The sequence below is a fragment of the Acinetobacter sp. YZS-X1-1 genome, from assembly GCF_000804305.1.
Lineage (GTDB): Bacteria > Pseudomonadota > Gammaproteobacteria > Pseudomonadales > Moraxellaceae > Acinetobacter > Acinetobacter variabilis.
On the sequence record NZ_JWHB01000046.1, the window covers coordinates 1 to 14867 of the forward strand.

The 14867-nt window shown below is 39.0% G+C and carries 13 protein-coding genes and 1 pseudogene; 5 read left to right on the forward strand and 9 right to left on the reverse strand.

Annotated elements, in window-relative coordinates; all coding sequences use genetic code 11:
• Positions 1-86: 86 nt before the first annotated feature.
• From RJ01_RS14980 to RJ01_RS15005, 7 genes and pseudogenes are all read right to left on the reverse strand, one after another.
• On the reverse strand, positions 87-1688 hold the full coding sequence (locus tag RJ01_RS14980; protein ID WP_034171667.1) for a PepSY domain-containing protein: 1602 nt from the start codon (positions 1686-1688) through the stop codon (positions 87-89).
• A 5-nt stretch (positions 1689-1693) separates the two neighbouring features.
• The gene (locus RJ01_RS16825) at positions 1694-1867 is read right to left on the reverse strand and encodes a hypothetical protein (RefSeq protein ID WP_309294799.1); all 174 of its coding nucleotides are present in this window, start codon (positions 1865-1867) and stop codon (positions 1694-1696) included.
• A gap of 82 nt (positions 1868-1949) precedes the next feature.
• Positions 1950-2237: a hypothetical protein gene (locus RJ01_RS14990; RefSeq protein WP_034171669.1), complete on the reverse strand. Its 288-nt coding sequence runs from the start codon at positions 2235-2237 to the stop codon at positions 1950-1952.
• Positions 2238-2360: 123 nt separating this feature from the next.
• Entirely contained in the window at positions 2361-4469 is a 2109-nt protein-coding gene (locus RJ01_RS14995; RefSeq protein ID WP_034171677.1) for a TonB-dependent siderophore receptor, read from the reverse strand.
• 366 nt (positions 4470-4835) lie between these two features.
• Positions 4836-6212, reverse strand: coding sequence for an alpha/beta hydrolase-fold protein (locus tag RJ01_RS15000; RefSeq protein WP_227504449.1), 1377 nt, complete (start codon positions 6210-6212; stop codon positions 4836-4838).
• A 94-nt stretch (positions 6213-6306) separates the two neighbouring features.
• Positions 6307-6429: pseudogene (locus RJ01_RS16680) on the reverse strand (hypothetical protein); the annotation flags it as partial.
• Positions 6430-6479: 50 nt separating this feature from the next.
• Positions 6480-7370, reverse strand: a complete 891-nt coding sequence (locus RJ01_RS15005; RefSeq protein ID WP_034171670.1) for a LysR family transcriptional regulator — start codon at positions 7368-7370, stop codon at positions 6480-6482.
• 152 nt (positions 7371-7522) lie between these two features.
• Between RJ01_RS15005 and RJ01_RS15010 the strand changes: the two genes are divergently transcribed.
• Together RJ01_RS15010 and RJ01_RS15015 are read left to right on the forward strand one after the other, a co-directional pair.
• Complete coding sequence (locus RJ01_RS15010) at positions 7523-8164, forward strand: SDR family oxidoreductase (protein WP_034171671.1); 642 nt, start codon at positions 7523-7525, stop codon at positions 8162-8164.
• 148 nt (positions 8165-8312) lie between these two features.
• Positions 8313-9359, forward strand: coding sequence for an NAD(P)-dependent alcohol dehydrogenase (locus RJ01_RS15015; RefSeq protein WP_034171672.1), 1047 nt, complete (start codon positions 8313-8315; stop codon positions 9357-9359).
• 54 nt (positions 9360-9413) lie between these two features.
• On the opposite strand, the gene RJ01_RS15020 is transcribed toward RJ01_RS15015, so the two are convergent.
• Positions 9414-10397, reverse strand: a complete 984-nt coding sequence (locus tag RJ01_RS15020) for an aldo/keto reductase (protein WP_034171673.1) — start codon at positions 10395-10397, stop codon at positions 9414-9416.
• Positions 10398-10422: 25 nt separating this feature from the next.
• A complete protein-coding gene (locus tag RJ01_RS15025) occupies positions 10423-11613 on the reverse strand; it encodes an MFS transporter (RefSeq protein WP_034171674.1) in 1191 nt (396 codons plus the stop codon).
• A gap of 299 nt (positions 11614-11912) precedes the next feature.
• On the opposite strand from RJ01_RS15025, the gene RJ01_RS15030 reads away from it, so the two are divergent.
• From RJ01_RS15030 to RJ01_RS15040, 3 genes are all read left to right on the forward strand, one after another.
• Positions 11913-12404, forward strand: a complete 492-nt coding sequence (locus RJ01_RS15030; protein ID WP_081105936.1) for a cyclophilin-like fold protein — start codon at positions 11913-11915, stop codon at positions 12402-12404.
• A gap of 101 nt (positions 12405-12505) precedes the next feature.
• On the forward strand, positions 12506-13492 hold the full coding sequence (locus tag RJ01_RS15035) for an alpha/beta hydrolase (RefSeq protein ID WP_264673498.1): 987 nt from the start codon (positions 12506-12508) through the stop codon (positions 13490-13492).
• 74 nt (positions 13493-13566) lie between these two features.
• On the forward strand, positions 13567-14688 hold the full coding sequence (locus tag RJ01_RS15040; RefSeq protein WP_034171676.1) for an MBL fold metallo-hydrolase: 1122 nt from the start codon (positions 13567-13569) through the stop codon (positions 14686-14688).
• The last annotated feature ends 179 nt before the right edge of the window (positions 14689-14867 follow it).

A 14867-nucleotide genomic window follows, 5' to 3' on the forward strand; every position in this document is an offset into this window, starting at 1 on the left:
ACTGTAGACCTTTCTTTTTTGCAGTGTTAAATTCATCCAATGTTTTAACTAAAACTTCACCCTAATATGGCTGTTAATTTTTTTACTCAAGACCAAATACTGTCAGCTTCAGCATACTTTTGTCGCTCTTTCGCTTGTTGATAAAATCGTATAAAAGCCAAAGCAAATATAAGAGCAATCAAATCAATCCACCATAACGACATCGTTGTTGCACTGACCAGGCTCAGAACAAAACTAAAAGGTGCGAGTAAAACAAGAATCGTTGCAATACTGAATAACAATTGAGGCAAAGCTTTTGACGCACCCACCACAAAGCAATAAATTACGCTGAGCAAGAAAACAAGATAGTAAGCATACACCAACACATGATTTATACTTTGCAAAGCCAAATTTGCCAAACTGCTCCATCGCCCAATTGCCATTGCGACAACCACTGCCAAGATGCAACCGAGACAAGCACCGACGGTTAAATTGGCAATAAATCGTACGTCTTTACGTTGTTGCGGTGGTACCAGTGCTGGATTCTTTTGGCGTTTAATTCGAGATTCAATCCATAAAATATTGCCCGAATAGAATAAGAATGCTCCACCAATCCCAAAAATAAAGTACAACCAACGCGTAAAATCACCACCATAATTGCCAAAATGCAAACTAAACATTGAACGAATCAATTGATCCATCGGCTTCGCATACGTGTTTAAATTACTGGTCTTATACGGTTGGGTTTGATAGGGATTGAACATCATCACATCAAAACGATCACCTCGTAGCATTTGCTCTGAGCTATACAAATTCACACGAGCTGAGGCTTTTTCAGGGTTATCTAAGTTATTAAAGTTGATGGAGCTGATTTGATATTCAGGGGCTTGACGTTGAATATTGGCAAAGATTTTTTCAACATTTAACGGCTCAACAGGCTCTACGACTTTCATTGCAGGTGGTCGTGTAGATAAAGGCTTATCTTTAGAGATCAAGCCATCAAAAGCATCATAAATGACATCATGAAAAGCGAATGCGATGACTGTCACACAGATTAAAATATGGAATGGTAAACTGGTAATACCAATGACATTATGGGCATCGAGCCAGAAACGTTTTTTATTTTTCCCTGAACGAATGGCAAAATAATCTTTGACCAAGGTTGGTAACAATACAATCAGTCCAGTCATCAGTGCCAAAAAATACAGCACAGATGCAATGCCCATGACATATACACCAAGCATATGATGACCTAATGAACCTGGAATACCTGCGGTTTCATGTAACTGTTCAATCAACCAGCCGAGTTTAGACAAATTTTCCTGTTCAACGTGCAGTGATCCATCTTCATTTAAGCTAGCAAGCATGGCATTTTGATGTAAATCAATACCCTCTTCCTCACCACGTTTTTCTACAGGTGCTTTCCATTGCATCGGTGCATAGTGAAATTCTGCTGAATCCAAATTCAGTTGGAAGCTTTTTAAGGTTTCAGGATGTTCTGCTTGAACCTTGCTAATTAAATCATTGTATTGATTGATCTCAATGGTATTTAAGCTTTGGGGAGCTGGTGTTGCCCATTTGCTGATTTCATGTTGAAACATGCTGAGGCCACCTGCCATAAAACAGATGAACAATAAAATGCCTGAGCTGATGCCCACCCATGTATGTAATTCTTTGGCATGACGGATAATATCGGTACGGATTTTCACAATATTTAGCCTCGCATTCCCAATAAAATGCCATAAGTAATGGCATTCAGTACGCTATAAATCACAACCGCTTGCCAACCTCTAGGAATAAAATATGCAATAAAAACCAAAGGCAAATACAACCAAGGTACGGACCACATACCGACTTGCGGTGCGAGAGCTTTGTCTAAATAATTCATTCCCCAAAGCGTAATAAAGGATGCGCACGCAATACTAAGACTTAAACCCAAAATCCATCCTGCAAAGCTTTTTGACCACCAATCAGCTTGGATTTTTTGTTGCATCAGAAATTTCATTTGAGATATTTTTCTTAAATAAAGTAATGAAAGGGATAAGTGACCAAACCACGAGCATCGTCATCAGCCACATATAGATGGCAACGAGTTTTGGTACAGCGATGAATAGTAAAATCAGGGCGATAATGAGCAGACTTGTTCCTGCATAAACATAAGGTTTCGAAAGTTTTTGTTTTAGTAAGCTTTGGTGAGGATGACTGCAATACAGTGTGATACAACCAAGCAAACAAAGAATGACAGCAAGAATCTTCACGATAAATCTAATCCAATAAAAACAGCTACATACAAAAAGAAATAGCTTATTAAAATGTAGGAATGAGACAGATCTCAATGAGATCTGTCTCACATAGATCGTTTTTGATAGATGCTGTTCGGCTTAGAAGTCAAATGTCACACCGAGTTTATAGGTACGACCTGCACCCAACGTTGCAAAACCACTGTTGAATACGCCCGCCCAGTATTTTTCATCCGTCACGTTATCAATATTGGCACGGAAAGTGGTATCGACACCGCCAAGATTGGTGGTATATTTCGCACCAATGTCCAATAACGTATAGTCAGGAAGTTCTAGAGTATTAGTATTGTTGAGATATTGGCTATCGACATAATTACCACGTGCATTCACGCTCAGCCCTTCAACAGGAAGTTTATATTCAACGCCTAAACCTGCTGTAAATTCAGGCTGGCCTTCTACCGTATTCCCTACAATTTGTGCATTGGTATTTTTGCTATATTCAACATCAATATAGGCGAGGTTACCCCAAATAATGACATCATCAGTGACATTGCCAGAGAAGCCATACTCGATCCCTTGCGAGGTTGTTTCAGCGCCATCCGTTGTGATTTGAGTAAAGCCCTCAGTGTTATCATTTAACTGTTCAACCATGGTACTTGGTTTTTCAATTTGATAAGCGGCTAGAGTATGTAACCAAGAACCATGTTGGTATTTAGCACCCACTTCATATTGTTTGGTTTGAAATGGTGCAAATGTTTTCCCAAAGTTCGCATCACCATTGGCTGTTACAGTACTACCTTGAGATAAGCCTTCTACATAGCTTGTATATAGCGATATATCTTCACCCCACGGTTTTACAACCACACCTAAACTCGGTGATATTTTATCTTCACTATAATTATTCTTTGAATTTGTTGGATTTTTGATATCAATATCTTGATAACGTGCACCCAAAATCAATTGTAGTTTGTCATCAAGCATTGATATTTGATCAGTCAATGAATAACTCATGTAATCATTATCTGCTGTTTGAGAGATTGAAGGCTCAGCAGGCATTGAGCCTAAATGACTTGGGTTATACAAATTTGTTACAAACTTGGTTTCGCCCGCCTTACTGTGCATATCTATATCTCTATGCAAATAATCTGCCCTTAAACCGACAACATGTTCAATGCTACCTGTGTTAAATGCGCCTTCTAAACCTAAATTTGCAGCTGTATTTCGTTGGTTCATTTTCACATGATAGTACTGCGAATTTGCGTTACCCGCTTCATCTGTGACTACTAAACGCGTCCCGAATAAGTGCCCTTGATACTTTTGCTCTGCTGTTCCAACACCTGCAATCACTTTCAAGTTATCAAGTAATTTATATTCCCCAGATAAACCAACGTAGTTTGCAGATTGTTTCCCCCACAAATTAGGTAAATAGTTGCTACGACCATCAGGAGCATCCAATACTTTTCCTAATGTTGCAAATGAGACCATCGCTGGCGAACCGCCATTACGGTCATCTTTAGTGGTATAAGCATCAAAGTTAATTTTTGCTTTATCTGTGGTCCAATCTAAGCCCATCACTGCGGAAATAGTTTCATCTTCTAGACCGTCAACAACATGTTCGCCTTGGCCATAATTCGCACTGAAACGTGCACCAAATTCTTGATCTTGACCAAATCGACGTGCCACATCAAAGCCAGATTTATAAAATCCTTCTTCTTCAAAATTCGCTGTCACACGAGTAAGTTCTTTATCTGCACGTTTGGTATTTGCAACAACCACACCGCCTACACTACCACCTGGTGCCATACCCGCAATTAAGGCATTTGGACCTTTCAATACAGTGACTGAACTCAGAATATCTGTCGAAACTCGACCTGACGGTGCCATCCCATAAGCACCGTTTAAGTTAAGGTCATCCCAGTTGACACCAAAACCACGAATATTAAAGTTTTCATTTAAATGACCACTATTTGTGGTGGTACGAATACTTGGGTCAATCTTTAACACATCCATTACTGTGTGAGCATGCGCATCTTGAATGGCTTGATCACTGTAATTGCGAATGGTAAACGGCGTATCAAGGACATCTTTTTCACCTAAAATATTAAGCGTCGCTTTCTTTTTGAGTTTACCGGTGACATCAGTTTCTTGAGAGTCCGCCTTGACAACAATCGTTGGCAAAACATTAGACTCATCTGCTACCGAATTGAATGAAACTGCTGCAATAGATAAAAATAAAATCGTTCTTTTCAAGATTTCTCCCCCCACCGTTTAACAATGCTGTTTTAATGGTCGGTACTATACATCAAAAAACGCAAATAATTCTCAATTGCAAAAAATAATGATTATTGTTTGTTTCTGTTTTTATTTCTATTTTAATTGAATAAAACTGTTTACTTTACAAATACATCTAATTTTTATAAATGAAAATTCTCTAAGCCCTAACATTGAACAATACTAGAGCCCAAAGAAAATCAGTTTGAATATTGAGTGGTTAAGATTGAAAAATCATTAAAGAAGGCCTCGGTTGGATATATCACTTTTCACTGTGAAGAATACCCTTCTGATCTATCAATGGTATGGCTAAATAGAGACATATTTCTATTTCTTTAGGATTTCTTATTTCTTAGCAAAGAAATGTTGTAATGCATCCTGTACCACCACTTGCCAAACTGCATAAGAATGCCCCCCTGTGTAGGTCTTAAATACGACATCTTGTCCTTTCTCTTTTAAGTTATTCGCTACGATTGGGGAGGTATTTAAAATACTCAGCTCATTATGTGCTCTTGAGGTTTCATAGCTATTGGCTGAAATAAACCAGTGCTGTTTTATAGGTAGTGTCTTATTACGGATGATCCGGCTCATACCATTGGGTTCATCACTTTTATCCTTTTTCCACCAAAATGATCCTGATAAGGGAACCACATGGCTGATCTGGGTTGGATTTTCCAAGGCAATATAAGCAGAACTTAAGCCACCTAAACTCGATCCTAGCAAGACAGTTTTACTGACATCACGCTCAATATGCTGATCTAACCACGGTAGAAATTCTTTTTGGAAAAATTGAGAAAAATCCGCATTTGGCGTGAGTTCTTTAGGGCGAATCTGTGGATTAATTGGATCAATAAATACAGCTTGTATCGGCGGTAATTTACCTTGTTCAACTAAAATATCTAAGGCTTTAGGGACATTAAGTAAAGTTGCATATTCATTGCCATCAAAGAAAATAGCCGTGATATAAGTTTGCTGAGGATTCTTTTTCGCTGACTGATAAATGGTGATTTTACGTTTATTCTTCAGTATGTTGCTCTTCAAATTTAAAGTCTTGTACTGCAATGAACGTTCAGCATATTGGGATGGTTCTACAAACCTGGGGGCTTGATCTAAGATGAGTAGATTCTCATTTCTCAACCCTATTATTTTCTGCTTTAGGAAGCGTTTAGAATTAAAGCGATCAAGTTGAAATGCATCACGTAAGGCCATACGTTGCTCGCGTGACTCTTTTAATTCTGTATTTAGATTCGGGCAATAATGTGATAGGTAGCCATCAACATTCTTTATATCGACAGCGAAACTATAACTGCCAATAAAATCATTTTTAACGATTGCTTCCTTAAACCAAATATCGGTCTTAGGTATCCGAGTTAACCAGTCGTGATCATTGCTGGGCCCGCCCACCAAACGTACGTTATGCTTTGCACCTCGCCATAAATAGATGACTCGACTTAAATCATCGTTCAACTTCTCAATAATAGGCGTTTGTGCCTTCTCGATACTTTGCCAAAATTTTTCGATGATTTTATTTCGTTGGATTTTAGGTGTAGCTTCTAATTGCTGACTTAAATTGCGCAGTAAATCACTTTCAGGTTTTACTGCTTCGCATGGAGAAGCATAGGCAAATGAATGGTCTTTAGGATTGATGGGATCAGCATAAGTAAATTGGTACAATCCCACGCTTTGACACAATAACATCATCATCAAAATTTTCTTACCCATTACCCCATTCCACTTCATTCTTATTCATAACTGATTACAATAATAACACCCATTTAATTTAAATGATTATCATTTACATCCATAAATTTATTTCTCATTTTACATTTGAGCAAACTATAAGATTCTTTCGCATATGAATGGTATCGTAGGTTTTTAGCCATTCTCGCTTAATGACTTCAAAGCCTTGTAATTGCCAAAATTTCTCCGCCGCAGGTAAAAGAAGCCTATACACAAAATTTAGAACAGTCTCTGCTCATTTCTTGTGATTTAAAATCGCAAAGTATCAATCACCAACTTTAAAGCCGAAGATTGTTGCCTACGGTGTGGATAATAAAAATGGTAACCTGGAAACTGGATACTATATTCCTGCAAGACTTGGACTAACTCACCTTGCTGGATTTCCTTTTCCACCATATCCTTTGGAATATAGGCTAATCCCATACCTGATTTAACGGCTTGGGCAATATCGAAGCTCTCATTAAATATCCATTTAGCATTTATCTTAACTTTAAACTCCTGATCATCTTTTTCAAATTCCCATGCATAAATCCCCCCCTGAGTCATTAACCTGAATCCAATACAGGGATATTGATCTAAATCTCTTGGACTATCAGGGATACCATAACGTTGAAAATAATCGGGTGTTGCCACAACTGCCATTTTTACATCTTCACCAATTCTTACGGCGACCATACCATCAGCGACTCGGCTACCAAACCTGACTCCTGCATCAAAATGCTCTGCAACAATATCAACCATGCCACTATTGGCATTAAACTCCACTTCGACATCAGGATAAAGGTGGACAATTTTTGCCAGTTTGGGAATTAGGATATGTTGTATGGCATGACTACTGGCATTGATTTTTATCTTGCCTGCTGGTGTATCCCGAAAGGTATTGAGTAGAGTCAGTTCATTGTCAATTTGGTCAAAACTGGCACTAATTGTTTGTCTTAGTCGTTCACCTGCTTCGGTGGGTGATACGCTACGAGTAGTACGATTCAGTAATAATATCCCTAGGCGTTCCTCCAGACCACGAATGCTATGGCTCAAGGCAGATTGTGAAACTCCAAGTTTACCTGCTGCCTTGGTAAAACTACCTTCTCTTGTGACCATGAGAAAAGCATGTAAATCATTATAATTTTCTCTGCTAATCAAGGTATTCACTCCTGTCAGTGATTGACGATTTAATCTGGATCATGATCTGTTATTAATGAAGTATATTCATAACTCTATTCTATTTTAAGACCTTATTCTTCTTTTTTATTATTTCTATACTGATGAAAACATAAATTACTGGATAGATTTTAATGAAAAAGGTCATCGTGATTGGTGCAAGTGGTCATACATCCCAACAGATTATTCCTAGACTACTTGAGCAAGCTGATGTACAGCTCACGCTATTCTCTCGTAATATCAAAGAATTGAAAGCATTAGAAGATAGCCATGTCCGTTTGATTGAAGGTAATGCAAATAATTTAAAGAGCTTAACCGATGCAATCCAAGATCAAGATATTGTCATTAGTACAATGGGTGATATGGACTTAGATGTGAAAACTGAAAATATTGTTCAGGTAATGCAGGAATTACAAGTACAACGCTTAATCGCTATTAGTGCTGGCGGCATTTATGATGAGTTGCCAGAAGCATTTAATGATTGGGATAAACACATGGTTGGCTATACTCGTCCAATCAACCTAAGAACAGCAGAAGTGATTGAACAATCTTCACTGCAATATACGATTTTACGTCCTGTCTGGCTTACAGATAAAGGTATAGAAGAATATGAGCTGACACAAAAAGGGGAAATTTTTAAGGGTACAGAAACCTCCCGTGCAAGTCTTGGACGCTTTATTGCTACGATTGTAGAAAATCCACAACTACATATTGGAGAGAATTTAGGGATTAGCCAACCAAATACCGAGGGTGATAAACCTGCTGCCTATCGCTAACTATTATTAACTCATATCAAGGCTGCCTATAAAGGCAGCCTTGATTATTGATGAATGTTATTCATAACACTATTCATATTTTTCCCCTTATTCAGCCCATATATAGCTTCTATAATCAAAAGAACTCAACTACTTTGGGGCAACTCAAATGACTTATGCTTATGGTGCAACGGCTGCCACCAATCCTTTAGAAAAACTGACTATTCAACGTCGCCATGTTGGGCATCACGATGTAAAAATTGATATTGCCTATTGTGGTGTCTGCCACTCTGATATCCACCAAGTCCGTTCTGAATGGGATGGTACGCAGTATCCTTGTGTGCCAGGTCATGAAATTGTTGGACGAGTGACTGAAATTGGAAAGCATGTATCCAAGTTTCATGTTGGTGATTTAGTTGGTGTTGGCTGTATCGTAGATAGTTGTCGCCATTGTGCTGATTGTGAAGAAAGTCTTGAAAACTACTGTGACAATATGGTCGGTACATATAACTTCCCCACACCTGATGCACCTGGTTATACATTAGGTGGTTATTCTCAACATATCGTAGTAGATGAAAACTATGTATTAAGGATTAAACACGATGAACAGCAACTCGCTGCTGTCGCTCCTTTACTATGTGCAGGGATTACGACTTACTCGCCATTACGTCACTGGAATATAGGGAAAGGTAAAAAAGTTGGTGTCGTGGGTATTGGTGGCTTGGGACACATGGGTATTAAACTGGCTCATGCAATGGGGGCGTATGTTGTTGCCTTTACGACTTCTGAATCAAAAAAACAGGAAGCTCTCTCTTTAGGTGCAGATGAAGTAGTCATTTCTAAAGATGCAACTGCAATGGCAGCCCACCAAAAAAGTTTTGATCTGATCATTAATACGGTCGCTGCATCTCACAATCTTGACCCATTTTTAACCCTGCTCAAACGTGATGGAACATTAACTTTAGTCGGTGTACCTGAAACACCACACCAATCACCTAATGTATTTAATTTGGTTGGTAAGCGTCGTTCGATTGCAGGTTCGATGATCGGCAGCATTGCCGAAACACAGGAAATGCTAGACTTCTGTGCCGAGCATAACATTGTGGCTGATATTGAGTTAATCCGTGCTGATGAAATTAATACAGCCTATGAACGTATGCTTAAAGGTGATGTGAAATATCGTTTTGTAATTGATAGCCAAACTCTAAAAGATTAATTTAAGAACACATAAAAAAACAGCCTGTTAGAGTTTCTAACAGGCTGTTTTTATTTACCAAGCATAGGCTTGTGGTGCTTCGCCACAAGGCGGCCAAATCTCATCAAGTTTTGCCAGTGTTTCTACTGAAAGCTGTATATCCAATGCTTTGATATTTTCCTGTAACTGCTCTAAGGTGCGCACACCACTAATCACAGATGTAACAGCAGGTTGGTGCAATAACCAAGCCAAAGCGACCAAAGCAGGACTTTCACCCAATTCAGCACACAAAGTTTCATAAGCTTCAAGCTGTGGATGTAATTTCTGAATTTGCTGTTGTAAATTTGGTGTTGCTCTACGGCCTTCTTTAAGTTTACGTAATACACCACCTAATACGCCCATGCCAATTGGACTCCACGGAATCAAACCAATACCAAAATGTCGTAATGCAGGGATCACTTCCAGTTCAATACTACGTTGAGTCAGGTTATATAGGCTTTGTTCTGATACCAAACCGAGTTGATGGCGAGCATTTGCACTACATTGAGCGGTGGCAATATCCCAACCAGCGAAATTACTACTGCCCACATAAGTAATTTTGCCCTCACGGATCAACTGCTCCATTGCTTGCCAGATTTCTTCCCAAGGAGTCTGACGATCAATATGGTGCATTTGATAAATATCAATATGATCTGTTTTTAAACGCTTTAAACTGGCTTCACAGGCACGTTTAATGTGATACGCAGATAATCTACGATCATTCACACCCGTATCCATTGGTTGATAAACTTTAGTGGCGAGAATAATTTTATCCCTACGACCACCTTGTGCTAACCAGCGACCAATGATTTCTTCTGATGTCCCAAAACCTTTTTCCATATCAGGTGATTGTGGGCCACCATACACATCTGCAGTATCAAAGAAATTAATTCCTTGATCTATCGCTTCATCCATAATTTTAAAACTATCGGCTTCATTGGTCAGCTCACCAAAATTCATTGTACCCAGTGTAATACGGCTGACTTGTAATCCTGTACGTCCCAAATATGTATATTGCATAAATTACTCCTTATATCATCATGTATTAAGCTACTTTCAGACGTGAAACCCATAAGGTACATAGTGCTGAAATAATTAACAAAACTGCACTTACAAAAAATGTTGCCTGATAACCATGATGGTCAAATAACAAACCGCCAAGCGTTGATCCTAATGCGATACAAAGCTGTACAATTGCCACAAATAAACCACCGCCAGCTTCGGCATTGTTTGGGAATGTTTGAGCAATCCAACTCCACCATCCCACAGGTGCAGCCGTTCCGAGTAATCCCCAGAAACCAAGCATGATAATGACTAAAATTGTCCATGTACCAAAGCCGATCAGTGTGAATGCAATCACTGCCATAAGTAGTGAAATTGCAATTAAAGTGCCGTAAAAATGACGTTTTAAAACAATACCAATCAGTAACGTGCCAACAAAACCCATGATGCCAATCACGAATAAAGCAAAAGATAAAGTGGGAACATTGACCTGTGTTACTTTTTCTAAAAATGGACGAATATAGGTATAGAGTGAGAATTGCCCCATAAAGAACAAGCCTGTTGCCAACATTCCAATCAGTACAATACGCTGACTTAATAACTGGAATATGCCACCTGATGAGGTAGATACAGACCTTTGATTTTTTAATGATGGCAAACTAATCCATTGCCAAATAAAAGCTAAAATTGCAATGGGGACTAAACAAAAGAAAGCTCCACGCCAGCCAATCATTGCACCTAGATAGCTTCCTAGAGGTGGTGCCACCACAGTCGCTAAAGCATTACCACTATTAAAAATAGCTAAGGCTTTAGGAACAGATGTTATCGGTACAAGACGAATTGCGGTTGCTGCGGACATTGACCAAAAACCACCAACCACAACACCAATCAACGCCCGACCAAACATATAGACCCAGTAATTTGGAGCAAGTGCCACCACTGCACCTGAAATCGCCATTAAGGCGGTTAAACCAAGCAGTAATGTTTTACGATTCATATCGCCTGCCAGACGAGAAATCGACAGACTGGTCATAACGGCAAATGCACCTGAAATCGCAATACCATATCCTGCCAGTCCCTCAGTGACACTTAAATCACTGGCAATGGGTGTCAATAAACTCACAGGCATAAATTCAGAAGCAATCAGAGCAAATACACATAAAGTCATGGCAAATACACCACTCCAATATGCAGGCTGCTGTTCGATCACGGCAGATTGATGTGCAGGTGTCATAGATTTTCTCTACAAAAATGAGATGGCTATGATAAAAGCATCACACCTCCTGAATAAGTACCTTTTCATGAATAGAGTTATGAGATGAATTCATTAATCAGGATTCTATAAAGCGATTTATGCCAATTAAAAATTATTTTTGCTTTGCATTCATGAATGAAGCTCATAGGACTATGCAGTTTTTAGGGGCTAATCCTTAACCACCATCACCTTTATACTGAACATCAAACCATCTCAACGAACAAGTGTGGATCAGAGGGATATTTAAAATCAACTGTCCACCTGATCGGGATAACAGCATGATGCAAAAAATTAAACATGGTTTTTCAGGTATTGGTCGTTTAACTCTACTTTTCTTAACCTTTGGACTCAGTGCATGTACAGAGGCTAAAACCAATACGGAACAACATTCTTCGCAAAAGGTTTCCAGTATGAATATTCGTTTTGATATTGAAGGCTCAAATCAACCTGTTTTTGTTACCCTACAAAATTCACCTACGACACAGGATTTTCTTAAACAGCTTCCATTAACGTTAGAACTAACGGATTATGCGTCATCTGAAAAAATTGCATATCTACCTGAAAAACTCACTTCACAAGATGCACCAACAGGTCATCCAGCTAAAGCAGGTGATATTACCTATTATGCTCCTTGGGGCAATCTTGCCATTTTTTATAAAGACTTTAATGGTGTTGCCAATAGCCTGATTTATCTTGGCAAATTTGAAGATTTACCACCACAGTTTCGTCAAAAAAATGCCGTCAAAGTCACTATTTCAAATGCCTCATAATCACAGGAGTGAACCAAATGACACATCACGCACTTGCAACACCACCCAATTTTCTTAAAAAAACGTTAGCTATTCTTACACTTAGTCTTGGAGCATTGACAATGAGCCAAACCACATTGGCAGAACAGAACTTAAAACTTACAACAAAATGGGACAAGACTTTTGCTCAAAGTGATAAAGTTGAACATAAAAAAGTGACCTTTAAAAACCGCTACGGCATTACCTTGGCTGCTGACTTATATATCCCTAAAAATGCCAAAGGTAAACTGGCTGCAATCGTGATCAGTGGGCCGTTTGGTGCAGTGAAAGAACAATCATCAGGACTCTATGCTCAAACGATGGCAGAACGTGGTTTTATCACTTTAGCATTTGATCCATCTTATACAGGTGAAAGTGGCGGTGAACCTCGTAATGTTGCTTCACCAGACATTAATACCGAAGATTTTAGTGCAGCAGTCGATTTTGTTGGTCTTTTGCCAAATGTGGATCAGAACAAAATCGGAATTATTGGAATTTGTGGTTGGGGCGGGATGGCATTAAATGCAACTGCAATCGACAAACGAGTAAAAGCAGTTGTGACCACAACCATGTACGATATGACCCGTGTAATGTCTAAAGGTTACAATGATAGTGTTACACCTGAACAGCGTACTGCAACACTGGAACAACTCAGCCAGCAACGCTGGAAAGATGCCAAAAATGGAACACCAGCCTATCAACCACCTTACAATAAGTTAAATGGTGGTGAAGCACAGTTTCAGGTGGACTACCATGATTACTACATAACACCACGAGGCTATCACCCTCGTGCAGTAAACTCTGGTAATGCGTGGACAGTGACTACCCCAATCTCTTTCATGAATATGCCCATTTTGACCTATATCAAGGAAATTTCACCTAGACCGATTCTATTCATTCATGGTGAAAAAGCCCATTCACGTTATTTTAGTGAAACTGCTTATGAAGCAGCAGCCGAGCCAAAAGAGTTGATGATTATTCCTAATGCCAATCATACTGACCTATATGACAAAGTAGATGTGATTCCATTTGATAAAATGACTGCATTTTTTCAAGAAAATTTAAAGTAGTTGAATATTTTAACCAAGTTGAACAGATTCACTCGACTTGGTTTTTTTAATGATATTGAGATGATTGCCCAATCATGATGAAAAGAAAATATAAAGTTACACTGACAGTGCTTGTAATGGGCATCGTTGTATTCTTTACTGCCTGTGCCACACTAAATAGTCCTCAATTTGGTAAACTACCTGAACAGGCACGCCTTGAACGTATCCAGCAATCCCCCAATTATATCAATGATGAGTTTGCTTATCCCGAACCAACACCGATGCTACGTGAAGGAGAAAGTACGCTTAAAATTTTTTGGGACAACTTTTGGGCTGAAAAACAACAGAAGAAACCTAATCAGGCAATTCCAAGCGTAAAAACAGATTTACATGCGTTGAATAAAGATCAGGATGTAGTGATCTGGCTTGGACATTCAGCCTACTATATCCAGTTGGCAGGTAAACGGATTCTCATCGACCCTGTACTCAGTGATCATGCAGCACCATTTTCATTTTTAATTAAAGCCTTTGATGGAACGACGATCTATCAAGTAAAGGATATTCCTGAAATTGATTATTTGTTGATTTCCCACGACCATTACGATCATCTTGACTACGCGACTGTCACTCAACTCAAGGACAAAATTAAGCATGTCATTGTACCGCTTGGTGTCGGTTCTCATTTTGAACACTGGGGTTATCCACTGGAAAAAATCCATGAAAATGACTGGTTTGATACCTTAACACTTGATCCAAATCTGAAAATCCACACATTACCAGCCCGACATTATTCAGGTCGATTATTTACCCGAAATAAAGCCTTATGGGCAAGCTACGCTTTGGAAACACCAAAGCAAAAAATATATTTTGGTGGTGACAGTGGCTATGGTTCTCACTTTAAAACCATTGGTGAGAAGTTTGGTGGTTTTGATGTGGTAATGTTAGATAGTGGTCAATATGACCCTCGTTGGTCATTGATTCACATGACCCCTGAAGAAGCCGTACAAGCAGCCACAGATTTAAAAGCAAAAGCCCTGTTACCTATGCACATTGGTCGTTTTACACTCTCACCTCATGCGTGGAATGACCCCTTTAAACGTGTCAGTGCTGCCAGTAAAACTGCACCATTTCAACTATTAACCCCAATTATTGGGCAACCTGTTCTATTAGATCAACCGTTTCAACAATACTCCTCTTGGTGGGAGGAAATTAAATAAAAATTTAATTCCTTATCCACGAACTGTTTTTGGAAATTTTGATATTTCCAATCCCTCTTTCCAGTTGAGAAGCATCGTTTAATGATCAGTGCAAAAATTGAAGTAATCTCTCAACTGGAAACCTTATAAATCAAGAGTCGCAATAATGTTAGGGTCTGTTGACATTTACTGTTCATAAT